The organism is Nitrospira sp. T9 (genome assembly GCF_052156535.1).
Lineage (GTDB): Bacteria > Nitrospirota > Nitrospiria > Nitrospirales > UBA8639 > Nitrospira_E.
The window spans coordinates 17,490-42,144 of record NZ_JBQKUP010000029.1 but is presented as its reverse complement, the minus strand read 5'-3'; the positions used below and the strand labels follow the sequence as shown (position 1 = coordinate 42,144).

The 24,655-nt window shown below is 48.6% G+C and carries 24 protein-coding genes, 2 tRNA genes and 1 pseudogene; 9 read left to right on the top strand and 18 right to left on the bottom strand.

Annotated features, from left to right (window positions below; translation table 11 throughout):
• Positions 1–61: 61 nt before the first annotated feature.
• The 3 genes from panD to radC all read right to left on the bottom strand — a co-directional run bounded on the left by panD (position 62) and on the right by radC (position 1,664).
• Positions 62–409 carry an aspartate 1-decarboxylase gene (gene panD / locus ACTRXD_RS05260; RefSeq protein WP_442430794.1) on the bottom strand — a complete coding sequence of 116 codons (348 nt, stop codon included), beginning with the start codon at positions 407–409 and terminating at the stop codon, positions 62–64.
• 61 nt (positions 410–470) lie between these two features.
• Positions 471–764 (bottom strand): Asp-tRNA(Asn)/Glu-tRNA(Gln) amidotransferase subunit GatC, encoded by a 294-nt coding sequence (gene gatC / locus ACTRXD_RS05255; RefSeq protein WP_442430793.1) that lies wholly within the window; start codon positions 762–764, stop codon positions 471–473.
• A 177-nt stretch (positions 765–941) separates the two neighbouring features.
• Entirely contained in the window at positions 942–1,664 is a 723-nt protein-coding gene (gene radC, locus ACTRXD_RS05250; RefSeq protein WP_442430792.1) for a RadC family protein, read from the bottom strand.
• A gap of 138 nt (positions 1,665–1,802) precedes the next feature.
• Between radC and rsmD the strand changes: the two genes are divergently transcribed.
• The 4 genes and pseudogenes from rsmD to ACTRXD_RS05230 all read left to right on the top strand — a co-directional run.
• Positions 1,803–2,399 (top strand): 16S rRNA (guanine(966)-N(2))-methyltransferase RsmD, encoded by a 597-nt coding sequence (gene rsmD, locus ACTRXD_RS05245; RefSeq protein ID WP_442430791.1) that lies wholly within the window; start codon positions 1,803–1,805, stop codon positions 2,397–2,399.
• Complete coding sequence (gene coaD, locus ACTRXD_RS05240) at positions 2,396–2,884, top strand: pantetheine-phosphate adenylyltransferase (protein ID WP_442430790.1); 489 nt, start codon at positions 2,396–2,398, stop codon at positions 2,882–2,884. The genes rsmD and coaD overlap by 4 nt, the downstream gene beginning before the upstream one ends.
• Positions 2,881–4,074, top strand: coding sequence for a pyridoxal phosphate-dependent aminotransferase (locus ACTRXD_RS05235; protein ID WP_442430789.1), 1,194 nt, complete (start codon positions 2,881–2,883; stop codon positions 4,072–4,074). Before coaD ends, ACTRXD_RS05235 begins: the two co-directional genes overlap by 4 nt.
• Before the next feature lie 139 nt (positions 4,075–4,213).
• Positions 4,214–4,372, top strand: a pseudogene (locus ACTRXD_RS05230) (FmdB family zinc ribbon protein); the annotation flags it as partial.
• A 26-nt stretch (positions 4,373–4,398) separates the two neighbouring features.
• Here ACTRXD_RS05230 and ACTRXD_RS05225 read toward each other — a convergent pair.
• Positions 4,399–4,617 carry a hypothetical protein gene (locus tag ACTRXD_RS05225; RefSeq protein WP_442431022.1) on the bottom strand — a complete coding sequence of 73 codons (219 nt, stop codon included), beginning with the start codon at positions 4,615–4,617 and terminating at the stop codon, positions 4,399–4,401.
• A gap of 425 nt (positions 4,618–5,042) precedes the next feature.
• On the opposite strand from ACTRXD_RS05225, the gene ACTRXD_RS05220 reads away from it, so the two are divergent.
• On the top strand, positions 5,043–5,624 hold the full coding sequence (locus tag ACTRXD_RS05220) for an OmpH family outer membrane protein (protein WP_442430788.1): 582 nt from the start codon (positions 5,043–5,045) through the stop codon (positions 5,622–5,624).
• Between the two features lie 368 nt (positions 5,625–5,992).
• On the opposite strand, the gene ACTRXD_RS05215 is transcribed toward ACTRXD_RS05220, so the two are convergent.
• From ACTRXD_RS05215 to ACTRXD_RS05205, 3 genes are all read right to left on the bottom strand, one after another.
• Positions 5,993–6,334, bottom strand: a complete 342-nt coding sequence (locus ACTRXD_RS05215; RefSeq protein ID WP_442430787.1) for an STAS domain-containing protein — start codon at positions 6,332–6,334, stop codon at positions 5,993–5,995.
• An 806-nt stretch (positions 6,335–7,140) separates the two neighbouring features.
• The gene (locus ACTRXD_RS05210) at positions 7,141–9,324 is read right to left on the bottom strand and encodes a TIM-barrel domain-containing protein (protein ID WP_442430786.1); all 2,184 of its coding nucleotides are present in this window, start codon (positions 9,322–9,324) and stop codon (positions 7,141–7,143) included.
• Between the two features lie 324 nt (positions 9,325–9,648).
• Positions 9,649–9,725, bottom strand: a tRNA-Arg gene (locus ACTRXD_RS05205).
• A gap of 346 nt (positions 9,726–10,071) precedes the next feature.
• Here ACTRXD_RS05205 and ACTRXD_RS05200 point away from each other — a divergent pair.
• Positions 10,072–10,548 (top strand): hypothetical protein, encoded by a 477-nt coding sequence (locus ACTRXD_RS05200; protein WP_442430785.1) that lies wholly within the window; start codon positions 10,072–10,074, stop codon positions 10,546–10,548.
• 288 nt (positions 10,549–10,836) lie between these two features.
• Here ACTRXD_RS05200 and ACTRXD_RS05195 read toward each other — a convergent pair whose 3' ends face one another.
• From ACTRXD_RS05195 to ACTRXD_RS05150, 10 genes are all read right to left on the bottom strand, one after another.
• On the bottom strand, positions 10,837–11,628 hold the full coding sequence (locus ACTRXD_RS05195; RefSeq protein ID WP_442430784.1) for an ABC transporter permease: 792 nt from the start codon (positions 11,626–11,628) through the stop codon (positions 10,837–10,839).
• Positions 11,625–12,380 carry an ABC transporter ATP-binding protein gene (locus ACTRXD_RS05190; RefSeq protein WP_442430783.1) on the bottom strand — a complete coding sequence of 252 codons (756 nt, stop codon included), beginning with the start codon at positions 12,378–12,380 and terminating at the stop codon, positions 11,625–11,627. Before ACTRXD_RS05190 ends, ACTRXD_RS05195 begins: the two co-directional genes overlap by 4 nt.
• Positions 12,380–13,078 (bottom strand): cytochrome c3 family protein, encoded by a 699-nt coding sequence (locus tag ACTRXD_RS05185; RefSeq protein WP_442430782.1) that lies wholly within the window; start codon positions 13,076–13,078, stop codon positions 12,380–12,382. The genes ACTRXD_RS05190 and ACTRXD_RS05185 overlap by 1 nt, the downstream gene beginning before the upstream one ends.
• A gap of 5 nt (positions 13,079–13,083) precedes the next feature.
• Positions 13,084–13,587: a molybdopterin-guanine dinucleotide biosynthesis protein B gene (mobB, locus tag ACTRXD_RS05180; RefSeq protein ID WP_442430781.1), complete on the bottom strand. Its 504-nt coding sequence runs from the start codon at positions 13,585–13,587 to the stop codon at positions 13,084–13,086.
• Between the two features lie 81 nt (positions 13,588–13,668).
• Entirely contained in the window at positions 13,669–14,898 is a 1,230-nt protein-coding gene (locus ACTRXD_RS05175) for a molybdopterin molybdotransferase MoeA (protein WP_442430780.1), read from the bottom strand.
• A 211-nt stretch (positions 14,899–15,109) separates the two neighbouring features.
• Complete coding sequence (locus tag ACTRXD_RS05170; RefSeq protein WP_442430779.1) at positions 15,110–16,075, bottom strand: Mrp/NBP35 family ATP-binding protein; 966 nt, start codon at positions 16,073–16,075, stop codon at positions 15,110–15,112.
• A gap of 66 nt (positions 16,076–16,141) precedes the next feature.
• A complete protein-coding gene (locus tag ACTRXD_RS05165) occupies positions 16,142–16,621 on the bottom strand; it encodes a MogA/MoaB family molybdenum cofactor biosynthesis protein (protein ID WP_442430778.1) in 480 nt (159 codons plus the stop codon).
• A 24-nt stretch (positions 16,622–16,645) separates the two neighbouring features.
• Positions 16,646–17,602, bottom strand: coding sequence for a twin-arginine translocase subunit TatC (gene tatC, locus ACTRXD_RS05160; RefSeq protein ID WP_442430777.1), 957 nt, complete (start codon positions 17,600–17,602; stop codon positions 16,646–16,648).
• Positions 17,603–17,664: 62 nt separating this feature from the next.
• Entirely contained in the window at positions 17,665–19,188 is a 1,524-nt protein-coding gene (locus ACTRXD_RS05155; RefSeq protein ID WP_442430776.1) for a Do family serine endopeptidase, read from the bottom strand.
• A gap of 415 nt (positions 19,189–19,603) precedes the next feature.
• Positions 19,604–19,960 (bottom strand): hypothetical protein, encoded by a 357-nt coding sequence (locus ACTRXD_RS05150; RefSeq protein ID WP_442430775.1) that lies wholly within the window; start codon positions 19,958–19,960, stop codon positions 19,604–19,606.
• 434 nt (positions 19,961–20,394) lie between these two features.
• On the opposite strand from ACTRXD_RS05150, the gene ACTRXD_RS05145 reads away from it, so the two are divergent.
• The 3 genes from ACTRXD_RS05145 to ACTRXD_RS05135 all read left to right on the top strand — a co-directional run bounded on the left by ACTRXD_RS05145 (position 20,395) and on the right by ACTRXD_RS05135 (position 23,066).
• Complete coding sequence (locus ACTRXD_RS05145) at positions 20,395–21,348, top strand: MDR/zinc-dependent alcohol dehydrogenase-like family protein (RefSeq protein WP_442430774.1); 954 nt, start codon at positions 20,395–20,397, stop codon at positions 21,346–21,348.
• Between the two features lie 93 nt (positions 21,349–21,441).
• Positions 21,442–21,517, top strand: a tRNA-Thr gene (locus ACTRXD_RS05140).
• A gap of 499 nt (positions 21,518–22,016) precedes the next feature.
• Positions 22,017–23,066, top strand: a complete 1,050-nt coding sequence (locus tag ACTRXD_RS05135; RefSeq protein ID WP_442430773.1) for a formylglycine-generating enzyme family protein — start codon at positions 22,017–22,019, stop codon at positions 23,064–23,066.
• 96 nt (positions 23,067–23,162) lie between these two features.
• Here ACTRXD_RS05135 and ACTRXD_RS05130 read toward each other — a convergent pair whose 3' ends face one another.
• A complete protein-coding gene (locus tag ACTRXD_RS05130; protein ID WP_442430772.1) occupies positions 23,163–24,437 on the bottom strand; it encodes a transporter in 1,275 nt (424 codons plus the stop codon).
• Between the last annotated feature and the right edge of the window lie 218 nt (positions 24,438–24,655).

The window sequence follows — 24,655 nt, the reverse complement described above, 5'->3', positions numbered from 1 at the left end:
TAAAATGGAAATGGAAAGAAACAGGCCTTCAACCGGAGCAACCCGTTTCATACGGGATTGGTTACTTTGCTTTATTCTGATGATCGACTTGGATAATTTGAGGGACGTGCCTCTTGGCTTCTTCGTCATTAAATAATTCATAACAAAAAATAATGACCTTATCGCCAACCACTCCCAACCTGGCCGTAGGACCATTTAAAATGATCTCACCTTGGCCACGGGCACCAGGGAGCGCGTACGTCGAAAACCGCTCTCCGTTATTCAAATTGGAAACCATCACCGCTTCATAGGCCATTATTCCCGCTCGATCCATCAGGTCTTCGTCAATCGTTAAACTACCCTCATAGTCGAGACTGGAATCGGTAACGGTCGCCCGGTGAATCTTACATCGTAACAATTGTCGATACATATTACATTCCTATTTTATTTGTCATGCTCAAACCGAGCGTTCTCAATATCTCGCTTGGGCTCTATTTTCCTAAAATATTCGGGACGACAAAAAATCCATTATGTGACTCTGGGGCATTGGCCAACGCCTTCTCCACAGACAAGCATTCGCGTGGGCTATCCTCACGGAACACCTGTTCCTCATGAGCGACGGAGGCCGTGGGAGGGACTCCCTCCGTCGACACCCCTTGCAATTGATCCACATACGATAAAATATGATTCAATTGGTCGGCAAACATGGGTTTTTCCGCTTCCGATAAGTCTAAGCGGGCTAATTGGGCGACATGTTCGACTTCTTTTTGAGTAATGGAGGCCATATCTGATCCTTATGATGAAAGCAGGAATTAAAAAAACATGGAGACACTGCAAGCGGAAACTACAACACCACGTATTTTTACCATGAAATTCTCATGAAAAGCTACTCAGAACAAAGGATTGAACCAGCGGTGGGAAAAGTGGAGATCAAGAAAATCTTGAGAAAGAAGCTGAGGCAATCAATGGTCAAACGTGGACGTTGAAGAAAGAAGAAAGCCTTCGTCCGCAAAACTTACATAGCGCCCATCCCCAATTACAATATGATCCAATACCCGGATACCCAAAATTTCCCCTGCTGCCATAAGTCGACGGGTTAAGGCATGATCCTCCTCGCTGGGATGAGGGTCACCACTTGGATGATTATGGACAAAAATGACTGCTGCCGCAGATTCTCGTACGGCCAGATTGAACACTTCCCGCGGATGAACAATACTCACCGTCAAACTTCCCTCGGAGACAGTGACATCTCGGATAAGCCCGTGTTTGGCATCTAACAACAGTGCTTTAAAGACCTCATGCCGAAGATCTCGCAACAGAGGATAGTAGTGTTGATATATATCATGGCTATGATGAATCCGTAATCCAGCAGTTAACGGAACCGCTAAAGCCCGTTTTCCCAACTCAACGGCTGCGAGAATCTGGGCGGCCTTTGCAGGACCAATTCCTGGAACAACACACAATTCCTGAAGGCTTCGATTTGCCAAACCCCGCAGTCCCTTAAGCCGGGTGAGGAGATCCAATGCCACATCCACTGCCGAGGAATCGGGTCGACCGATTCGTAGGAGGATGGCCACCAGTTGAGCATCTGATAAACCCTGAGCCCCATTGTTCAGAAGGAGTTCGCGGGGCCGTTCCTTCTCAGGCCAGGATGGAATGCCTTTTTTGAGTTGAGGATCATTCATATTCATAATACCAGGGGATGCCATACGAACGTGGGCTGAACTATACGCAGCTATTTTTCACCCCGTCAAAAACGATTCTTCCCATTCTGTCATTGAGATTGTTGAGGTTTCCAGAACTATGATATCGTCCACTCCCATATGAAACCATCTTCTATCCGGATCGTTGCAGGGCAATTTAAAGGTCGAACAATCCCTACGCTTCCTGGGCGAACCACCCGTCCGACCTCCCAGCGGGCCAGGGAAGCCCTGTTTTCTATACTGGGTGGCCAGATTCAGGATGCCACCGTGGCTGACCTATTCGCGGGGACAGGAGCAGTGGGGCTGGAAGCCCTAAGCCGGGGAGCGACTCAGGCGCTCTTTGTTGAGCAAAATCCATTGGCCGGAAAGAGTATTCAGCAGATGCTTTCCCAACTCAAAGTTAGCCCTTCAAGCCAGGTCCTCATTGAGGATGTGTCACTCGCCATACAAAATTCAATTTTGTTAGGATGGCGTCCGTTTGACATGATATTCATGGACCCGCCTTACCGGCTCCAGAATGTTCAACAGATCTTGCATCATTTAGAAGAAGCGGACGTCATGGCCCCGACCGGTCGACTCATTTATGAACATTTCCATAAAACTACTCCTCCAATTCCCCTTGGGAAATGGTCGCTCATCCGAACCGCCCGCTATGGGGATACGGCGTTGACATTTTACCGGCCCGTTCCTCCGACCGTAAAAGATTTCGACCAATGACCATTGGCATTTATCCAGGTACATTTGATCCTATTACCCGGGGCCATACGGATGTCATTGCTCGAAGCCTCAGGCTCGTCGAGCAGGTGATCGTCGCCGTGGCACCCAACCCTAGAAAAGCCCCTTTGTTCGACTTAGACGAACGAGTCCAATTGGCCAAAATCGCCACAAGTGACCTCAAGGGTGTCACGGTTGAACCCTTTGACGGTTTACTGGTGAACTACGTCAGGGAACGCGGGGCTTTGGCTATTATTCGTGGACTAAGAGCCGTGTCAGATTTTGAACATGAATTTCAAATGGCCCTACTGAACCGAAAACTTGACTCTAGTTTGGAAACCGTTTTTCTGATGTCGAGTGAGGAATTTTCGTATCTCACCTCCAGCATGGTCAAAGAGGTCGCCTCGGTTGGCGGTCCCCTCCACGATTTCCTTCATCCCGAGGTTGCCGAATGGCTCCAGGGTCGATTACGGAGAAATGCCAAATGAACCTTGCCTCGCGAACGACCCGCATTACCCCCTCCCCCACCTTGCAACTCTCCGCAACGGTGAAAGCCCTGGTCGCGCAAGGGCAGCAGGTCTTCGATTTTACTGCAGGAGAACCCTCCCTGGATTCTCCTGAAGAGGCCAAAGAGGCCGCCTATCAAGCCATTCGCTCCGGCTTTACCAAGTATACGGCTGTCACTGGTATTGATGATCTAAAAGAGGCCATCATTGAAAAATTTCAGCGTGATCAGGGGCTGACCTACTCAAGGTCGCAAATCCTGGTATCGTGTGGAGCCAAACACACCTTATTTAATCTTGCATTGGCCTTGTTTGAGGCCGGAGATGAAGTAATTATACCCGCACCCTATTGGGTCTCCTATCCCGAACAAATCCTCCTGGCAGACGCCAAGCCCGTCTTTCTTCGGACTTCCGAGTCGTCGGGCTATGCCATTGACGTGAAGGCACTGGAATCCGCAGTCACGGATCGCACAAAGGCGATCATTCTGAATTCTCCGTGTAATCCGACCGGGAGCATGTATGAGCGGCACACCTTGGAGGGTATTGCCCAGATAGCGCTCGAACATGATCTGCTCATCATTTCTGATGAAATTTACGAAAAGATGGTTTACGACCGGAACCAACACCATAGCATCGCATCACTCGGAGCAGACATTGCCAAGAACACCATCATTGTGAACGGGGTATCAAAAACCTATTCCATGACGGGATGGCGGATTGGCTATGCCGCCGGACCTGAGACGCTGATTAAAGCCATGGGTGACATCCAAAGCCAAAGCACCTCAAACCCCAGCTCCATCTCCCAAAAAGCAGCAATCGGGGCCATCCGGGGGGCAGATGCGTTTATTCAACACATGGTGAAGGAGTTGGATATTCGACGAAAGGCTATTGTCGAGGGGTTAAATAAGATCCCGGGTATTCACTGTCCTATGCCTGCAGGCGCATTCTATGCTTTTCCGAGCGTTGCCCAACTCCTGGGCCGTCGGTTCAAGGGAGAATCCTTGTCCACGCCGTTGGCATTTGCCAATTTTTTTCTCAAAGAAGCCCAAGTGGCGTGCGTCCCTGGTGAACCGTTTGGCAGTCCCACGCATCTGCGGTTTTCCTATACTGGAACCTTGGAGGTCATTGAGGAGGGCTTACAACACCTTACCGAGGCCGTGGCTAAACTTGAATAGCCTATTTCCTCCCGTCCAGAGTTTCATTTTTTTCAATTCGGCCACCACCAAACCTTGACCTGGACAGAATCAGCCTTATCCTTTATAAACGTATGGTTTCAAATCCCCTTAATTGACGTTTACTTTCTGGAGGTACCCCGTGCCCATTTATGAATATCAATGCACCGGTAGCGGTGAGCGATTTGAAATTCAACAAAAAATGTCAGATCCTCCTATTCAAACCTGCGATCAATTATCCTGTGGTTGTGGAAAAGCTGAACCCGTCACTAAAGTTATCTCAGCTCCCGCCATCATGTTCAAGGGATCGGGTTGGTATATCACGGACTACTCGGACAAACTCAAAGCGCCCGAGAGTAAATCAGAGAACAAAGGGAAACCCACTGACACCAGTACAAGCGAATCCAAAACAGACAACAAGACCGGTTCGACCGGCTCTGATAGTGGGTCCAGTTCAACGACCCCTACATCCGGATCTTCCGCTGGGTCTACGGGATCAAGTACGGCTTCGGGATCAGGGACATCGTCCAGTTCAAGTGCCTCCACTGGATCCGTGGCTACTTCTTCATCAAGCAGTAAGTCCTAACCCCTCACGCAGATGCACCGGCCGGGGACGCCTGTGCAACATTCTGACAATCACCGAGATCCTGTCCCCACGATAACCCGGCTCAAATTGCAGCCCTGATTCCTCAGACCCTCCAAGCATATGATCCCATCTGGCAAAATCATCAGTCCCTCGCAACAAACCCGTATTCGAACTTCTCCTCATGAGGAGCGAATATCTTTCACCTCTCTGCAGGAAGAGATATCAGAGCCATTTGCAACGGCAATACTTGTTTATCCACAAGGAGTTGTGACTCTTGACAGGTCCACCGACCGTCGGTACTCTCATCAGGTTTAGTCGGAATTTCAGCCTCTTCGGCATCTCAGCCCGAATGGAGGGTCATCCTTTAAACATTAGAGGGAAAAGCATGAAGAAGATGTGTGTAAATGGTTTGACAAAAATTGTTGGGGTCCTATTCATCTCCGGTATCTGTATCCTGAGTGTGGCGTCTGAACAGCACGCCCTTGCCGCTGGAAAAGATTCCTTTCGCGTCGGTGTCCTTGATCCTCAAACCGTGATTGAAAAGTCAAAGGCGGGAAGCCGCGCCTTGGCGGCTTTGAAGGAACATGCCCAAGCCAGAGAAACCGTGATGAAAAACGATCAAAAGGAATTGGAGAGTCTTCAGGAAGAACTCAAAGCCGCAGAGTCCAACTCCAAGCTGAGTGAGGAGGAGCAAAAACGCAAACAAGAACGGTTTGCACAAAAATATCAAGCCTGGCAAAAACAAGGTCAGGATTTCCAGAATGAACTCGGGCAAAAACAAAAAGACCTGGTTCAGGAATATATGAAGAAAATCGAAGAAGCCACAAGTGCCGTCGCCGCACGCCATGGCTTTGATGTGGTCATTGATAAAGGCAGTGAAAACACGCTAAAAATTGTGCTGTACAGTAGAGATGGGTTAGATCTCACAAATGAAGTCGTGAAGGAATTTGACCGTCGATTTAAATAACCGTTGATTCATAGCAAGCGCGTAAACATTTTCCCCTGTGGGTCAAACTCACAGGGGATTTTTGTATCCCCTCGCCTTCATATTGTGTGGATACAAATCTCCGCTGTTTAACGGTCAACAAAGAATTCTACAACCCTTAGATTGGAATTGAGTCAAACCATATCATCCAGGCAGGGTTTTCTGTGGACCACAGAACTTTTAGTGAGCGACAGGCTCGAAGGAACAAGTGGTGGACTTTCCATTCCGTCCGCCCTCAAGCCCCCGAAACAAGCGAGGGATGAACGAAAGAATCCACGAAAACTACTGCTTTCGGAATACAGGAGACTGGATGAGAAAATTTTAAAAATACCAGAAAGAAGAAACAGGAGTTAGCGCCCGCTGCCTCCGACAGCTTCTTCCTCGGACTGATAGATGGGAATCACCTGAGGCAGGTTGGCATATTCAAGCAATTCTCTTACATGGGATTGAGGACTCACAATACTCAATCGAATGCGATCGGACTTCATCCGCTGGTACCAAAGAAACATCTGCCCCAATCCCATCGAGTCAATCCAGGTAATGTTCGAGAAATTGAGAATAATATGATGGCATCCTATTTCCTGAGCACCCAGAATGGCCGCTTCGAGCCCAAGCTTAGAGTCATAATCAAAACGACCGGATAACTCCAGAACTTTTGTATCCTGGCGAACATGTTCTCTGACAGTCAGCATTCCAGACTTCCCTCTTATTGACCTTTTCGGCAAACACACAGTAAAAATTTACTGATCTCATAAAAAGACACAATAGTCAGATCCCCCAACTGACCTTGGGTAATACAAAGCTTGGCACTCAACCCATCCAGATAGTGCTTTCGTCAACAACATCCCTTTGATTGCAGTAGTCTAAAAAATAGACTGAGCCATTGAGGGGGAAGGCTTTTATACTACATTCTCTATTGTAGATTTTTTCTTCAGCAGTTATTCCTGGCATTCCTGCTAAATCATCAATCCAATGTTCATTTTGGTGAGTTGTGAAAAAGAAGGATCGAGTTTCATAGGCATGCCATAAGCATTCAGAGGCAAAATTCCATTAAAAAACAAGCTAAGCCCAAATGCGCCAAATATTGGGGAAGTCAAAAACATCTTCGCTTTCTCCTCTTCTGGATATGATCTGGTCATTTGAAGGTACCGACAGAGAACTCTTCAGGTTGTTGACGGTATTTAGGAATAACACCAGCAAGAGATGCAGCATAGTGGACCAACCCCTTTAGCTCCATGGGAAGATTTTGGATGATTTTTTGAACACTCTGCCGGAATCATTCTGTGGAAGAACCGGGGCGTGAATCACGTAGTCATTTTCATATACTCCTCTATTTAACCTTCCAAGCGAGCTAATCGCGGGGTAAGGACGGGAATCCTTGATCGTGACTGAGTGGGGTCAGGGAGGGTTTCCTGGAGAGTGTGAACTAATCAGGGACGCAGGCTCATCCGCCTAGATGCAGATCGTTAAATTCAAGAAAAGATTCTACTTTTTAACATCATAGCAACTCGAGAGTGATGATGGTGTCCTTGTTAACGGGATAATCCCGGAAATGTTTTGATCCATCACTCGCGAAAACATGAACTTTACCACCATAACTATTACCTGGTATCGATAGGGTGACTTTGTTTCCAGAAATTTTAGCGCGTATTGTCTTAAGTTTGTTGGTATCGCCGGCGTCCATCAAGGTAAAAGTGGTATTTGCGCTGGCATTTCGCTGGGGGTAATAGAAAATATCCAGATGGGGTGGAGTTTGGCTCCAGGTACTGTCATTTCCCTGATAGATATTTCCTTTGACTATCAAACTGTTGGCCTTCACAAAAATGGGCACATGCTCTCTCATCACTTCTACCTCGAGCCATTGTTTTCCGGAATGAATAGAGCCGTTGTAGTAATCAATCCAGTTTCCCTCCGGCAAATACACTTTTCGGATGGGTTCTTGATTATAAATGGGCGCCACCAATAAGGAGGGCCCAAACAGGTACTGGTCCCAGATGTCATAGGTTTGTTCGTCATCGGGGTAAACGCCCCCAAGCGGCTTCATCAAGGTTCCCTGCTCCGCAGCGGTATTAAGCAGGGAGTATACATAGGGAATCAACGCCATGCGCTCCTCGAATACCTGACGGTAAAGGTCTTGAAATGACTCCGAGTAACGCCAGGGCGCCCGATCGTTGCTGCGACCACTGGCCCCATCCAGCTTAATCTCAAAAAGACCAGTCCATAGGCCAAATTGAATCCATCGCAGATAAAGGTCTTCACTGATAAAGCCGGTATTGCCGGTAAACCCTCCGGCATCCGTACCCCAATTGGGGAAACCCAGATAACTGGCGCGGATGGCATTGGCCATATTGCTGCGCAAGCCCTCCCAATTTGTCCTGACATCCCCTGCCCAGATAGCACTTAAATACGGCTGCGTGCCTTGCACCGCCGCACGAGCAAAATTAAATTGGTCTTCACCCCAATAATCGGCCAGCGCTTCATGGGTATGTTTAGCATAGAGCCAAATAAATTTACTGCGGCGCTCCAGAATGGGCGTGCGATCGTACCACGCTTCGTCATAGGGAAAGTTCTCATCCCCCCTATCCATTTTGTGCCCCTGTACGCCAACTTTGTACTGCAAGTCGGTTAAACGCCGCGTAAATTCTCTGACAGACTGGGAGTTGCTGAGATCAAAGTACCCTTTATAACCGGCCATGCGCCCTGGAAAATTCTGGTCGCCAAACGTCATCGGCGCTATCCAGGTCATTAAATGAATGTGGTAGTCCTTATTTAATACCTTTATCCACTCCTGGGGGTTGGAAAAGCCTCTACCAAAATTCATTTCCGACCACCCATGGGCGCCATCGCTATAAGGGCGATCGACAAATAATCCCGTAAAGGGAATCTTCATCTCGGTGAAGCGTCTAGTGTCATCAAGAACATCCTGTTTGCCTCGCTTGTGGACGTCACGCCAGATCACGGGGCCGGTACTCCAGAGCGGAACCTGTTTGGGTGCGCCAATGAGTTGGTAATAATTGACCAACCCATGATCCAACGTTGGTGCATCAAGAACATGCCAATCAAACCGTGTGGCGGCGTGGTATAACTCGGTTCGGCCATTCATCGCAAATTGATAACGGCCCTCAGCGAAGGTGTTAAAAAAGCTCACATACCCTTTCGTACTAAAGAACATAGGTGAAACCGCAGTGGCATAGTCGGCACGAAACCGGTTGTATTCTGCGATCGCATTGACATCCTGCACCAACCCCCTCAAATCCGGAGTTTTTTGATTATATGGTTCGGTAGCTTGTTTCACGCCAAACATATGTCCGCCGAGGTCTTCCATGAATATATTGACATGGGAAAACCAATCCGCATCACTGGAAAAATGCAGGCCTGCCTGATCAGCCTTAATATCAATGATGACGTTTGAATCGTAAAAGGACTCTATCTCTTCGTCGTCATCCACATCGCGATACGTCAGTTGCAGGCGATAGAAACTGTTACTTTTCCTCTGGAGCTGGACATCATCCCAGGAGTGAAAATCCAACATGATATCCTGAATCACCATGATGGGTTGTTGATCCCGAAACACCACCAAGGCCTTGTCCTTTTGCTCAATCGTTAACGGTACAGGAGCGGCGGCACAGGCGAGATTGCCGATCAATAACACAAACAGAATACTCTGAATCAACTTAAACATTTCTCTTCGGCAAAGGTTTATTATTCGTTCCTCAATCATCCTCGGCTTCCCAATACGGCAACCTTAATGACCTGGTCCTAAAAACCCGACACCCGCTATTGAAAACTTCAGGATAAGGAGCATCCCAAACTAGGGAGAATTGGCCTGATAAAGGCCTGGAACCACGCCCATGGTGTGAAGGGATAACCATCTAAGCCAAGGCGGTCAGTATGGATGGCCCAGAGAGAGGATTGAACGAAATGGTGGGAAATTGGAACTACGCTTAAAGAAGCAATTGGATCAGTTAGATGAGACCTTGCAACGAATTGGTTGTTTTGGTGTAGGTGGTGCGCCCGGCAGGAATCGAACCTGCGACCCCCGGCTTAGAAGGCCGGTGCTCTATCCAACTGAGCTACGGGCGCATGATAGGAAAATCGCATAGTTAGGGAGTTTGAGTCAACGACCCGGCAGCCTGGGGTGCCAATTGTTGCATCCGTCATTTCGGCCCAGAAAATCAAACAAAAAACCACAGTTTTTGAATGAGGGGATCATGTGCTCCACAGAAACGAAGCAAGGCCAAAGCTTTTAACAACCCTGTTCAGGAAACGGGGTGAAGACCAAGTAAATCCGTTCATATCATCAAAAACATCGAAAAACGAAAATGTTTCACCTCTAAACTATCCGATTTTCACACAACATGCTTAACGAGTCGTTCATGCATATAGGATATTCGCATCCAACCGATAGGGTGAGCTATCGGAGGTGGAAATGCGAAATAATTTCATCCTTGGTGTTGTCGGTTTCTTTGTACTCCTTGGTGCCTGCGCCTCACAGCATGCGTCCAATCATAACGTTGATGAACAGGTGGATCTCTATCTCAGCACACTGGATGATAAGCATTTCGTCTGGTGCGAATTAGATCTGGAGCAATGTCGGCGTGACTTTGAGGCATGGAAACGTACCAAGCAAGGTCTCAGCATAATTAAGGAATTCGAACGAGAGAATACTGATCAACCGGACAATACCCAGCACCTGCCGAATGTCTTTCGAACGCGATTTGTGGAGGAAGGCCAGTTAGAAGAAGAAATGGTAGGCAAAGACGGCAAGGGGCAGAGCATCGATCGTGATCCGGATGGCTTGGGTAGGTTCTATTGGACTACTGATAATAATGGTAATAATGGACATACCATACAGGAAGGCATGAGTATGGCTCCGAGCATATATGGTCCCCAATCCCCGCGCTGATATCCTTGAGGAGCCGGCTAAACTCACCATTTGGCTCAGATCCCTTCGCTTGATTTACCCGACGCACTGACTCTCGAACCGACTTCCCCTTCTTTTAAAACCAAAGATTCCCTTTAATCTTGCTATTCACTCAAAAGAAATTTTTTACTTCAAATTGGATAAAACTACTCCTGTAAAGTTTTAATTATCTGCGCTAACGACGACCAGGGATTTAGGCCTATTTCAACTATGATTCCATTAGTTCTCATAGAGGAAAATGATAACAAACGACTAGCCTAATCGAAGAACCTATTCCCCCACCCGAACCAGCATGCCGCGATCTTTGCAGATATTGAAGGTGTGATAGAACCACGCCACGATGATCAAAAGGAATCCAAAATTAAGGCCCGTGGCCCAAAGCAAATGAGTCACCGGCGCACTTCCTGTGGTGAGGACACCACGCATCCCTTCAAAGATATGCGCAGGAGGAACCATCCAGGCAATGGATTGCAGGACAGGGGGAAGGACTTCAATCGGGTAAAACACACAGGAGATGGGTTGGAAAAGGAAGACCATTCCCCAGGCTAGGACTTCGGCCTGCTGCCCAAAGCGCATAATGATAGAGGTGGTGAGCACGCCAATAATCCAGCCGGATATTACTAAATTAAGGACGAAGGGGAGCAAGGAAAGGCCCATCTGGAGAATGTCGTATGAATAAAAGACCCAGGCGAAAACCATCATCAACCCGCCCACCGCCGTGACCTTCAGCACACTCATGGTCATGGTGGCAACGAGATATTCTCCGACCGTTAATGGACTGGCAAACAGGTTCATCAGATTTCGTGCCCACATTTCTTCTAAAAATGAGACGGCAATGCCCTGCTGCGCGCGAAACAACACATCCCAGAGGATCAGCGCCCCAAGAAAAAATGAGAGGGCGCCATGCAGCGACATCCCAACTTTTTCCAGATAAATCGTAATGAATCCCCACACCACGAGATCTAGAAACGGCCAATAAAAAATCTCCAGCAACCGGGCAAAGCTTCGCTTGTAGAGATACATATGACGCGATAATAATGCAAGGATACGACCGAGACTCATGGACCGTTTTGCTCTCTGGCCAGTTTCAAAAAGACCTCTTCCAGATCTCGTTGGCCGTAGCGTTGGATGATTTCGGAGGCGGTACCTTCCGCCACAATTTTGCCCCGTTGCAGGAAGATGATCCGATCGGACATCTCCTCCATCTCCCGCATGTTGTGTGAGGTATAGAGAATACTTAGGCCTTCCGAGCGTTGATATTCTTTCAAGAACGATTTAATTTTATTGACGATATCAGGATCCAAACTCGCGGTGGGTTCATCGAGAAACAGCACTTTAGGTTCGGTCATGATGGCTTTGGCCAGAGTGAGCCTCGACATTTGACCGGAAGATAGTTTTCTCGTCAGTCGATGCCGAATGTCCTCCATCTCCAACTTTTTGACAATATCATCAATGCGCTGCTGGATATGCTTGAGTTCATAGAGCCTCGCAATGACCTTAAGATTTTCCTCTACCGTTAAGGAAAACGGCATCGAAATGTATGTGGAGGAAAAATTCACCTGTTTCAGAATGGTTTCCCGATGTGTGGCCAGATCCAGTCCGAACATGTGAATGGTGCCGACCGTCGGCGTGATCAGCCCTAACAACATGTGAATGGTGGTAGTTTTGCCGGCGCCATTCGGCCCAAGGAGCCCGAGTATTTCACCTTTTTTGATGTCGAAAGAAATATTATCGACGGCGGTAAAGCCTTGAAACCGCTTGGTGAGGTTTCGAACCTCAACGACAGGGGAAGCCATAGAATCTGAGGCAGGCATTAAAACAAAAACCCACCAATTTTATCGGGCAGGTGACAGGTTTCACAGCGATTACTCAGCACTTCACCCTCGTAACGCTGTTCCCCATCATGACAACGAAGACAATCGGCCATGTTCGCCTTCCAGAGCACCGAGTCTTTTGGATGATCCGGCTCATGTGGTTGATCATCGAGTTTGACATGCCCGCGCGGAATCACAATGGGATACGTTTTGATTGGCGCTCCGTGCACGACCCGCCCGTGGCAGGTCGTACACCCCTCCCCTTTTCCGCGTTTCTCAAAGGCCTCCATGTGTTCCCGATGATTCATGATCAGCCCGACATCTTTGACCGGTGGGGGCAAATCCCGCGCAGAGACTTCCGTCACCCGCAAGATGGCCCGATGACAACTGATACACACAGAAGAAGACACATGGGATTCAAGATTATGCGGTTCGGTCGGGGTTCCGAAAACCGTGATCGTGACGTCTTCTATTCCGGCAAAGACTTTATCCTCAATAAACCCGGAAATGCCTGGACGCACGTGGCAATCGACACAGGTGACATCTTTATGACTGGATTGTATCCAGGAATCGTAGGATGGTCTGATGGTATGACAACTCGCACAGAAGGTGGGCTGATTGGTCAGCGGGATAGCCGCAGCCCCTCCTAAGGCCAGCACCAGGAGTGTGGCCGCAATGAGGGTCAGGCCTTTTCCCATGAACGTTACGAATCCCTTTGAAGGGGAAACTTTTTCATGATCAGTTGCGCCAGCCCTGGGACGTCATCCCGATCAAACCAGGGAGCCGAGCATTCAATGCGTTTCATAGAAGCCACCGCCAATAAACCATCTAACGACACATCCACTTCCTGTAGCTGCTCGCGCACCACGATGACTTTCGGAAACCCCTGGCTTTTCCAGCCTTCGGCAATTATTAAATCGATTTCCCCATTGATGAATCGGTCCCGGACTTGATCGACAGGAAGTTCTTCCGGAACATCAGCAAACATGGCCAGGCTACCCTTTGATAACACTATGACCGTACTGGCCCCTGCGCGTTTGTGGCGCCAACTGTCTTTGCCTTCAGTGTCCAGATCGAACCCGTGCCCAGCATGCTTGATGGTGGCCACTCGATAACCCGCGTGAGTCAGTTCCGGAATGAGCCGTTCAATCAAGGTCGTTTTGCCACTATTGGAGCGGCCAACAAAACCCAAAATGGGAGGTGTCATGATGAAGCCTGTACTCCCTTCTATGAGGTCGAATTATGCCAAATAGACAGCGTGACTGATGGGAAATATGTCGAATGTCTTTTAAAAATTTCGTGATAATAATTGGACGTTCACCACATCGCCTGGCTTCAGAGATTCGACCTCTTCCGGTACATCAATGAATCCATTCGCTTTCACCATTGAGGTGAGGATGCCGGACCCCTGTCCACCGGTCGTCCGAACCGTGAGGACGCCGTTTTCCTGTTGAAGAATGCCGCGAAGGAAATGCCGCCGGTCCGTATGTTTGGAGAACGTTTCTTGGAAAAGTGCCTTCACAACCGGCCGTTCCCACTTCCGATGCCCGCCCATTTTCAACATGGCCGGTCGCACGAGTTGATCAAAGGTCACCATCGAGGAAACGGGATTTCCCGGCAAGCCAAATGCCAACTTCCCTTGGATTTTTCCAAAGGCTACCGGCTGTCCGGGGCGAATCGCTAATTTCCAGAAATTCATGTCTGCTCCGAGTTCGGCAAACACCGGCTTGGTAAAATCATAATCTCCCATGGAGACTCCCCCCGATAACACCAAAATATCACAGGTGAGCCCCTGTCGGATTTTGTCTTTTAAGGAATCAGGATTGTCTTTGGCAATTCCCAAGAGAACAGGGATTCCGCCCGACTCCTGAACCGCAGCAGCAATACCATAGCTGTTGGAATTGACGATTTTATGCTCATCAAATGATTCATCCAGATCCGCCAACTCATCCCCTGTCGAAAGAATGGCCACTCGAGGACGTTGCGACACAAGGACAAAAGATTTGGCCAGAATGGCCAACATGCCGATTTCCCCGGAACGCAGTTGGGTCCCTTTCGGAATGATGCACTCTCCTTCCGTGACATCTTCTCCTTTTGGTCTGATGTTAGAACCCTGACCGGCTTCAGTCTTCATGATACGAACCTTTGCCCCTGAAGGCTCCGTGTATTCCACCCGCACGACGGTATCTGCTCCGGCCGGCATGGGGGCTCCGGTCATGATCCGAATCGCTTCCCCCGGACCGACGGTTTTCGTGGCCACTGCCCCTGCCGCGACATCTTCCACAATATTTAATTCGGGAATGCGAGTGATGGCATAGTCCTGCTTAATGTCAGCCCATCGGACCGCAAAGCCGTCCATCGCCGAATTGTCCCATGGAGGATTGGATCGTGGGGCAAGAATGTCTTCTCCCAATACCCTCCCCAGGGAATCAAGGAGCCCGATTTTTTCACAGCCCAAGTGATGCGCGGCATCCAGGACAGTTTGTTGGGCAGAAGTTAACGAAGTAAGCTCATCCATGTGTCTTGCCTAATCATGCGGAAGATTGAAGTGGTTCTCTGAAGACGGCGACACTCCACGCAGAGTCTCGCCACAAGCACACAACACATATGTTTTTTCTTTTCATTATGGCAGTCAGTACACCTTCAATTCATGCTTGGACACTCGACCATCCTCTGGCGTTCTCATCAAATAGTCAGATAACGCATTGCAACCGGCTTTGGGCGACCTGTTAGGCCTTTTTGAATGGAGCCGGCCTGGCCGACACTTTTACCAGGGAATCTTTCTTCTTACAGAACTCCTCGACTTTGTTCGCAATGCCGTGGATGGCGTCAGCCGTGGGAAGATCCGAATGAAACAGCGCATAGGGCTCGCCACGATCACATTGGAGAACCATTTCCGGATCCAGTGGCACGCGACCGAGGAAGGGGACGCCCATGTCTGCGGCCGAGGCTTCACCTCCCCCTTTTCGAAACAATTCAATGGATTTGTGGCAATGGGGACAATCTAACCCGCTCATGTTTTCCACAATACCAATAATAGGAAGCTCACTATCCCTTGCGAAGGTGACCGACTTCCGGGAGTCTAACAGGGCCACTTCCTGTGGAGTGGAGACAATGACGCAACCCGTGACATCACCAATAAGATCAATCGTCGTTACCGATTCATTCCCGGTCCCTGGCGGCAGGTCAATCAGCAGAAAATTAAGGTCTTGCCATTCCACTCCACCTAGCAGTTGATTGATGAATTCAAATTTATACGCATCCCGCCAAATAATGGGATCATCTGAATTTTGCAAAAGAAATGACATGGAGGCAATTTTCAGATTATAGGCTTGATGCGGAATAATTCCGCCGCCGGTACTGATTTTGAGTTTTTGACCTTCGGCTCCCACCATTTTTGGAATATTGGGGCCATGAATATCCATGTCGCATATTCCCACTTCATAACCTTTGAGGGCCAAACTAATGGCAAGATTGGTGGTCATCGTGCTTTTTCCCACCCCGCCCTTATTGCTCATGACCAATATTTTGTAATCAATGCGCTCCATGCGCTTTCCGACCAACCAGCGACTATGGCCTTCACGGTCCTTTTGGCAGGTTTCGGTTTCATCACAAATGGCACACGCCCACATATAGGTACAGACATCCCCACTCGAACTCGAGGATGGTTGAATCATATTCAATTCAGTTGCCATGAATCCCTCCACATACATCCACTACGATGATAATTTGGATAATATACATTCGGCCACACGCATAGATCATGACGTGGCCAGACTTCCCATTTTCTCCACCATATGCTCTAACAGCGGTAGAATGATATTTAAATTTTCCTGCACGCCGTTTACGCTTCCTGGCAAATTCATAATCAGTGTGGTCCCCTTAATTCCAGCCGTTCCGCGTGAGAGCATGGCCGTCCTGACTTTTTTAAGACTTTCAGCCCTCATGGCTTCTCCGATGCCGGGGATCTCTTTTTCAATCACGTCCCTGGTTGCCTCAGGCGCCCAATCGGTTGGTCGCACACCCGTTCCCCCAAGAGTCAAAATGATATGAGGCGCGGTCGTCCCACAAATTGTGTCCAATTGGTGGGAAATAGCCTGACGATCATCCGCCACGACATCATAGGATAAAAGGGACAATTGGTGGTTCGTCAAGATCCTTTCCAAAGGTTTCCGATTTTGATCGGGTTTTTGGCCTGACTGTATTTTGCTGCTGATCAACACCACAGCCACCCGTATCATCAAATGCCTCTACTGGATTTCATATTACCGCGGACCTGAGTCCGGAACGTCGACATATTCCTCATCCCCACCAGACCCGGCTCCCACTGGTTGTGGGGCTAATGGAGGACGCCGAACGGCCGGCGCGCCAGAAGCTGGAGCGGGTGCCCCCACATCCTCACTGTCTGGAGCTTTTTTCTTGCCAAAGACTTGGGCGCTGATAATACCCACTTCATAAAAGAAATACATCGGGATGGCCATAATACATTGGTTAAATGGATCAGGCGTGGGCGTAAGAATAGCCGCGAAGAGAAAGGATCCCAGAAATGCCCATTTCCGGTATTTTCGTAATACAGGAGCATCCACCCACCCTAATTTCGCCATCAAGGTCAACGCGAGCGGAACTTCAAATATCAGTCCAAAGACCAACATGAACCACAGAATAAAACCCACATAGTTGGCAATAGAAATTTGTGCAATAAATCCAGAAGCCAACCCATAGGAAATCAAAAAATGCAACGCGAAAGGCAACACGACAAAAAAACAGAAGGTCAATCCCAAATAAAAAGCCACGGTGCTAATGGCGGTGAAAGGTCCGACAAACCGTCGTTCCTGGGCATGTAAACCTGGAAGAACAAATTGCCAGACTTCCCACAACCAGTGAGGAGTCGACAAGACAACTGCACATAATCCGGCCACTTTCACATTTTGCCATAAGGCTTCAGCCGGGGAGAGGAAGACGAATGGAATTTTGGGCAAATCCGATGGCATCCATTCCCATGAATCTAAAATGAAATAATTTTGCAGAGGGATCCGTAGCCAGGACACCAGCGTATCCGCATAAAAAAATGTCCCGACAAACACACAGGCCATCACAATGACCGCACGCGTGAGCCGCCATTGGAACTCGTGCAAATGCTCCATGACGGGCATTTTTTTGTCTTCCAATGGCTTAAAGACTTTTTCTTCAAACCAGGAACCTATTTTGCTTTGTTTGGCCATGTAAGTCCTGCACCCCAAAAATCCGAGGGGGGCTCACAGTCGCCCCCCTCAGTATCTATCTCTTATTGAGGATTCACTGCGATAAACAGATTATTGCCGCGCCGGTTGACCAATAAAACGGCCAACTCATCTTTGGCAATTTTTGACGCAACCTGCTTGAAGTCGTCAATCGTTTTCACACTTTGGCGACTCACTTCTTGGATGACGTCACCAACCTGAATACCCGCAGCCTCAACGGCGCTACCTGATTCGACTTTCGAGACGACCACACCTTTGATTTGTTCAGGAATATTGAATTCACTCCTGCTTTCCCCACTAATAGGTGCGACGGTCATTCCCGACAATACGTTATCCAGTTTGGCCATAGCCGGAGCTTTCTCTTCTTCTACCGGCCCAGTCTTTGCCAGTGCCTGATCGGATGGCCGTTCTCCCAGTTCCAGAGTCAGCAAGGTCTCTTTGCCCTCGCGTAACACTTTAATTTCTTTTTTCTTTCCGACCTTTGTTCGGGCAACGATATTACGAAGATGATTGACATCCTTGACGGCTTCACCTCCGTATTCAAGGATTACATCGCCCCGTTGAAGTCCGGCCTTTGCGGAAGGGCCATCTTCATGGACTTCACTGATTAATACCCCACCCTGTTGACCTTCAGGTAGTTGGAATGATTGCGCTAATGCAGGCGTTAATTCCTGAATGGCCACTCCCATCCATCCTCTCACCACCTTCCCCGTTTCGATCAGGCTTGCAGCGATATCCTTCGCAATACTGACTGCGATCGCAAATCCCACGCCTTCGGAACCACCCGTTCTGGAAAAAATGGCCGTGTTGATCCCGATAAGCTCCCCTTTCATATTCACCAGGGCTCCACCGGAATTTCCGGGGTTAATCGCGGCATCCGTTTGAATGAAGTCTTCATATTCCGTAATACCGACACTACCTCGGCCGAGAGCACTGATAATTCCCAACGACACGGTATTGCGTAATCCAAAAGGACTCCCGAGGGCTAACACCACATCTCCAACTCGAAGGGATTCATATTCTCCCCAGGCCACTGAAGGAAGCGGGCCATTTTCAAGTTTGACTTTAATGACTGCTAGGTCGGTCTTCGGATCAGTCCCGACAACCGTTGCTGACATCTCTCGTCCATCATGAAAAGACACCTTGATATCACTCGCATCTTCCACAACGTGGTTATTCGTCAGAATATATCCGCGAGAATCAATAATCACCCCGGACCCGGCACTCATACCTGGAGGTCCGCCTGGACCACCACCGGGAGGTCCGCCTCCAGGGGGCCCTCCGCCGGGAGGCCCACCAAATGGTCCTGGAGGTAAGCCTCTAGATGGTCCACCCCCGCCAGTTACTGCCACGTTGACAACCGCCGGACCGACTTTTTCAACAATTTCTGAAAAACCTTCGATGAACGCTCCGGGTATAGCCGCTTGCGTTTGGGCGGGAACAAACCACCCATTTCCCAAAAATCCACCGGCCATTCCCAATCCTACAAATAGGACAAGAAAACCCCATGGAGGGGCAATTCGAAACGGCCTGGCAGCGCCAGTAAACAACCGTGACATGTGCATCATCCCGATCTCCTGTTCAAAAAATGTAATAGAAACGGAGTGAATAGGAAAATTTCTATCTCACAACGCTGGGTGTTCTCAAGAAATTCCCTAAGACAAATCGCCTCACTTCGTATAACCGTTTGATTCTACAATAATTGTTTTCCTACGTTCAAAGTCAAATCCTTAGTTTTTTACTGCACCAGTACAGGCGGGTGACCAACAGAGTATCTTCCATTTTGTCAAGACATTCGTTTTAAAAACGAAAAGACGCTCCTGGAGGACATAAACGTCTTCAGAACCGGCTGTTTGTATTGAGAAGGACTAAACACTGCGTCGTTCTCACGAGCGAAAAGCCCATGAAAATACTACAGGAAATATTAGACAGAGCAAAGGAGATGGGATCGAATGAAGAATGATTACATTCAGGAAGGAGGCATTACTCGGTAATATCCAAGAGGGAGCCCAAAACTTTCCCCTGAATGCTCATACTGGCCATATTGGCTTCTATGAGATTCACCGCTTGCAGATTGGAAATTATTTCTTCGCTGAGATCCACATTAGATCCTTCGCGAAGACTGAGCGAATTATTACCGGAGAAAAATTGGGGACCGGGACGTTCATCGGTTTGCAAAGTAACCCTCACGCCACCACCGACTGAGGATTCTTCTGGAAGAGCACGGATTCGTTTAAAACTTTCTGTTTGGGCATTGGCAATATTATGCGCGCCGACGCTGAGGATTCTTCCTCCAGCTTGAATTCCAGAAAGAGCAGAGGCCATACCGGCAATCATCATGACTTCTCCTTTGATTCGATGGGCATCTCACAACCCTCCATGCTCCTTCACGTTATCGACCAAAGTCTCAAAACCTTTCCCGACGAGAGTGGAAGAGTTTTCCCAAAACGCCGGAGACAGAGAGCCCCTTACTGTGGAAAATTGACTTACTGAATATTCATAGAAATTGCTGAAGATTGACAGCATTTTTGCTATGGTGCTATCAAGCCATTTCCTAAGGTATTTCTTAAAGGGGCGGTTGAAAAAGCCGCCAGCGGCGTTCTCGCCATTTTTCCGTGCTCACGTACTGGAAGTACGCTCTGCGCGCAAAAATGACTGCGGCCTTGCTGGACGGACTTTTTTGAACCGCCCCGAGACCTCTAATATGCAACGTGCCTGTGGGTCAATATGCCCTTGGAAATTGGTTTTATTCAACACTCCCTTAAAGGATCCATATGCGGGGACTTGTTCTTCATCAGAAGCTTCAACTTCATACCGACCTACCCCTTCCCCCCCGTCCACATGGTGAAGCCAGGATCAGGGTCATCCAAGCTGGAATCTGCTCGACCGATCTTCAGCTACTCAAAGGGTATATGGCCTTTCAAGGTGTCTTGGGGCATGAATTTGTTGGGATAGTCGATGAGGCCTCCAATACAGGATTGATTGGAAAACGGGTCGTGGGAGAGATCAATGCCGCCTGTCGCACTTGTGAAACCTGTACCAACGGCCATCCCACGCATTGCCCTCATCGCACCACATTAGGCATCCAGGGTCGGGATGGGGCCTTTGCGGATTATCTTACTCTGCCGGTTGAAAACCTTTATGTCGTGCCTGACTCCATTTCCGATGATCAGGCCGTCTTTATTGAACCCTTAGCCGCCGCCTGTGAGATACCCCAATTAGTCTCGATCAAACCAACCGACCGGGTGGTCGTCATCGGAGATGGAAAGTTGGGGATACTGTGCGCACAAATTCTTGTGCTTTCAGGATGTGCCGTGACCCTATTGGGCCGTCATTCGGACCACAACACCTGGCTCACCCACATGGGCATCAAGGTGACCTCGCACCCGGCTGATATTTCTCCAGGCGCAGATATCATTGTGGAAGCCACCGGAAGCCCCGAGGGGTTTTCCACGGCCATGCAATTAATTCGACCTCGAGGTACACTTGTGCTCAAATCCACCTATCATGGGAACCTGTCTTTAAATATGGCGGCTTTGGTCATTCAGGAAATATCCTTAATTGGATCGCGTTGCGGCCCGTTCCCTCCCGCCATCCGCCTATTAGAATCGAACCACGTCCGGGTTGCCCCCCTTATCCATGCTCGCTATGCACTCCTGGATGGCGTTCTGGCCCTGGAAAAAGCCGCACAGAGTGGGGTACGAAAAGTCCTGCTGCAAATGACCTAAATCGTGGGCAGTTGGCAAAAATATTTTTTATGTATCCCATGCTGGTTGAATGGTTCAGCCTTTGGTATGTATGATGAGGCTATAATTCGCCGAGCTGGCGTAGCTCAATCGGTAGAGCAGCGGTTTTGTAAACCGCAGGTCGGAGGTTCAATTCCTCTCGCCAGCTCCATACAACTCACGGGACTGCCCAGTTTCGGCAGGAACGCCAACATCTAACTATCAAGAAAGACATCACGGATTGTTTTTTTAAATTGAATTGTTCTCGCCAGCCCTTCCAACCGTGTTCACTCCGGATCTATTTGGTCGAAGCATTCTCATACCACAGGAGTCATCTCTTATCTTCTTGGCGTTGAAGGTCATGATGCAAGGCCTCATTATCTTCCACAATTTTTCGGGTTCATTCGATTGTCCAAATTCACCCCACCAACACTTGTGTAATTGTTATCGAATTTTTACATTAAGAAAAACTGCTTTTGTTCAGGGAGTAATCTGTTAAAATAACTTGACATGACGATAGTGATCTCGCAAGCAATTGTGGTGGCTCATTTCGTCAGGATGGGAAAAATGCCATATTGCCTAACAGGGCGAACAGTCACAGAATAATTTAGGAATATTCCCAACAGGTTACCCATTTCCTCTCGCATGTCCATGCTCAGATCGCGCACCCAATGAACGACGATAAGCAAACAACCCTGCCCGCGGAAAAATCTTCCCCCACACCCCTGGCTGATCACACAAAGTCTGAAAGCCTTCGACGACAATCGGTTGCTGATAAACCCTCGTCTAAGACTCGAACACCCAACCTGATTTCGGCGGAATCTTCACATGCAGAAACCGTCTCCATGCTGAAAAAACAGTATCAGCTTGCGGAGCGACAGAAACGATGGATAAAACGAGCAGGGCTCATGGGGGTCTTCATTATTATTTTGGGAGGATTAGGCACTTGGTTGGCAGAGGAGAATAAGGCATTTAAAATGGCCATCCTGAGAGTCGTCGCTCCGGTAGTGAGCATCCATCTGGATCCCGAAATGGTTTCAATTCCTGCCGGGACCTTTCAACAGGGAGATACCTGGGAAGAGAGTACGTCAAACGAACTCCCGCTACGAGAAGTCCATATCAAAAAATTTGCTTTAGGGCGATTTGAGGTCACCTTCGAGGAATATGACCGGTTCGCCATATCAACAGGTCGGCCGCTTCCGGGAGATGAGGGATGGGGACGTGAAAGGCATCCGGTCATCAATGTCTCCTGGAAAGATGCCGCGGACTATGCAACGTGGTTATCACAAAAAACGGGTTATCGCTATCGACTTCCCACAGAGTCTGAGTGGGAATATGCTGCCAGAAATATGGGAAAAGGCGAAATTTGGGCGGGAAACTCAGAACAGGAACAGCTTTCGACATATGCCTGGTTCAACACAAACAGCAATGGAAGAACTCAACCAGTTGGTACCCAACAGCCCAACGGCCTCGGCCTGCATGACCTGAGCGGAAATGTATGGGAATGGGTCCAGGATTGCTGGCATGACGATTATCAGCATGCCCCGACAAATGGATCGGCCTGGCTAGAGGCGAATGACGGGATGTGCGGAACACGGGTGAGGCGAGGAGGTGGCTGGACTAACGCTCCAATATCTTTGCGTTCTTCATTTCGTAATGGGTACAGCGCCGACTCGCGGAGCATCCAAATTGGGTTTCGTCTCGCGCAGGAAATCAAATAGTATAGCTATCTTCAGCTTGTCTTTTCCCTCTGTCACCTTTATTTTTCCCTAAACATGCTTCAAAAGGACAACGGTAACGTGTGACGATTCAAGTCTTTAGAACGTCGCTCCCACGCCTAACGTCCAGACCGCATCTGGACGGAGCCCTTCATTTTTATTGAGTGGAAGCTGGACGGCTGCCTGAACCAGAGTGTTGGGAAGTGGAGCCCATTTTAGGCCGGGAGCCAAATCGACGATGTCCTTTCCACTGTTATCCTTATCGTCCAATTCGTGACGGCCCAGGAGGTCAAGAGAGAAAGCAAAGACTGGAATAGGCGCATAATCAAACCCTGCGACATAGGTAAAAAGATTCAGTTCTGATTTGTTGTTGACCAGCACGAAGCCCGTATTTACATGGGGACCAATCATGCCGATCGGGGATGAATAATATTTAGAAGCGACAGCCAATCCCTCAAATCTGAATTCTCCGACTCCCATGAAGTTATCCTCGTTTCCCGTGGGAAAAGAAACGCCACCGCGTACTCCCAAATCAGGTAAAATTTCATGGTTTTTCAGGAAGTTATATTTGGTTCGAAGAAGAACGTCTCCGATCCCGGTTTTATCCGCAGAAGAGCTGTCTCTTGAAGGGTCCCCCGTACCGGGTGCCGTCCCATTGATCACGTAGATACCACTGCAATTACCACCTTGAGTACAAGGGACGCCGTTGGCATCAAGCATGGTCGCCTTCGCTTTTGCCTTGATCTTGTTATTGATGAGAGGAACAAGAAGATTGATGTCCCAATTATCCGTGATGCCATACGTGCCAAAAAATCCCACAAAATTGGTAATCACTTTGACATCCAGGTTAATTTGTAAGAGCTCATCTAACCCTGGGGAACCGGCGGGAGTTCCAGGCCCGGCGGTGGGAGAGACATCTTCACTGAGAGAAGACAGCTTTTGGCCATTAAATTTTTTGTAATTGGCGTTTGACCAGACGACCTGGAAATCAAATCGCCCTTTTCCAAGCGTGTCGGCTCGTTCCGCAAAGAGTGGACCGAGGCTTTTGGTGACTTCAACAGGAACTCCCCGCTCAACATCAAACCGATACGCCGCCACCGTAGAGTTCACCGCGAATTGCCCCGTTTGAGCCCCAATGCCATTGGTCAGTTCATTAAATGAATCAAACACCGCATTGCCAAAATCATTGGATCGATTGCCTGCAAAATTAGGATCGGTTTGAAACCCATTTCCCCCATAAAGATCAGGAATCACATTCTTTAATTCTTTGGCTTGAGTGACAGATTGACTGATGAGGAGCATTGCCAACACAAGGAAACAGGCCAACCGCTGAATTCGCCTACATACCAAGTTCTGCATGAGCCAATAAGTCATTATTTTTCCTCATATAATTGGAATAAACAAAAAAGGTTTCCCAAAAATTTCCACACAACGAAATTGGCGCGATGGTCCGAGCGCAATTATCGACTTTAACTATGGGTTTGGGGGATGGTACGCTCAACACCACAGGTCCAAAAGAATGGTGTTAATCACGCCCTTCTTCAGCTTTAGTGGCTATCAGATGGAATCATATCTAAAAACGCGATGCTGAT

Excerpts from the sequence above, each read along its gene's own strand:
- gatC (WP_442430793.1), bottom strand. The coding sequence starts at position 764 with ATGGCCTCCATTACTCAAAAAGAAGTCGAACATGTCGCCCAATTAGCC.
- ACTRXD_RS05155 (WP_442430776.1), bottom strand. The coding sequence starts at position 19,188 with ATGATGCACATGTCACGGTTGTTTACTGGCGCTGCCAGGCCGTTTCGA.
- ACTRXD_RS05215 (WP_442430787.1), bottom strand. The coding sequence starts at position 6,334 with ATGCTGACTGTCAGAGAACATGTTCGCCAGGATACAAAAGTTCTGGAG.
- coaD (WP_442430790.1), top strand. The coding sequence starts at position 2,396 with ATGACCATTGGCATTTATCCAGGTACATTTGATCCTATTACCCGGGGC.
- ACTRXD_RS05210 (WP_442430786.1), bottom strand. The coding sequence starts at position 9,324 with ATGTTTAAGTTGATTCAGAGTATTCTGTTTGTGTTATTGATCGGCAAT.
- ACTRXD_RS05150 (WP_442430775.1), bottom strand. The coding sequence starts at position 19,960 with ATGATGATTGCCGGTATGGCCTCTGCTCTTTCTGGAATTCAAGCTGGA.
- panD (WP_442430794.1), bottom strand. The coding sequence starts at position 409 with ATGTATCGACAATTGTTACGATGTAAGATTCACCGGGCGACCGTTACC.
- ACTRXD_RS05130 (WP_442430772.1), bottom strand. The coding sequence starts at position 24,437 with ATGACTTATTGGCTCATGCAGAACTTGGTATGTAGGCGAATTCAGCGG.
- rsmD (WP_442430791.1), top strand. The coding sequence starts at position 1,803 with ATGAAACCATCTTCTATCCGGATCGTTGCAGGGCAATTTAAAGGTCGA.
- ACTRXD_RS05235 (WP_442430789.1), top strand. The coding sequence starts at position 2,881 with ATGAACCTTGCCTCGCGAACGACCCGCATTACCCCCTCCCCCACCTTG.
- ACTRXD_RS05170 (WP_442430779.1), bottom strand. The coding sequence starts at position 16,075 with ATGGCAACTGAATTGAATATGATTCAACCATCCTCGAGTTCGAGTGGG.
- ACTRXD_RS05195 (WP_442430784.1), bottom strand. The coding sequence starts at position 11,628 with ATGAGTCTCGGTCGTATCCTTGCATTATTATCGCGTCATATGTATCTC.
- tatC (WP_442430777.1), bottom strand. The coding sequence starts at position 17,602 with ATGGCCAAACAAAGCAAAATAGGTTCCTGGTTTGAAGAAAAAGTCTTT.
- ACTRXD_RS05145 (WP_442430774.1), top strand. The coding sequence starts at position 20,395 with ATGCGGGGACTTGTTCTTCATCAGAAGCTTCAACTTCATACCGACCTA.
- ACTRXD_RS05190 (WP_442430783.1), bottom strand. The coding sequence starts at position 12,380 with ATGCCTGCCTCAGATTCTATGGCTTCCCCTGTCGTTGAGGTTCGAAAC.
- radC (WP_442430792.1), bottom strand. The coding sequence starts at position 1,664 with ATGAATGATCCTCAACTCAAAAAAGGCATTCCATCCTGGCCTGAGAAG.
- ACTRXD_RS05175 (WP_442430780.1), bottom strand. The coding sequence starts at position 14,898 with ATGGATGAGCTTACTTCGTTAACTTCTGCCCAACAAACTGTCCTGGAT.
- ACTRXD_RS05200 (WP_442430785.1), top strand. The coding sequence starts at position 10,072 with ATGCGAAATAATTTCATCCTTGGTGTTGTCGGTTTCTTTGTACTCCTT.
- ACTRXD_RS05185 (WP_442430782.1), bottom strand. The coding sequence starts at position 13,078 with ATGGGAAAAGGCCTGACCCTCATTGCGGCCACACTCCTGGTGCTGGCC.
- ACTRXD_RS05220 (WP_442430788.1), top strand. The coding sequence starts at position 5,043 with ATGAAGAAGATGTGTGTAAATGGTTTGACAAAAATTGTTGGGGTCCTA.
- ACTRXD_RS05135 (WP_442430773.1), top strand. The coding sequence starts at position 22,017 with ATGAACGACGATAAGCAAACAACCCTGCCCGCGGAAAAATCTTCCCCC.
- ACTRXD_RS05165 (WP_442430778.1), bottom strand. The coding sequence starts at position 16,621 with ATGATACGGGTGGCTGTGGTGTTGATCAGCAGCAAAATACAGTCAGGC.
- mobB (WP_442430781.1), bottom strand. The coding sequence starts at position 13,587 with ATGACACCTCCCATTTTGGGTTTTGTTGGCCGCTCCAATAGTGGCAAA.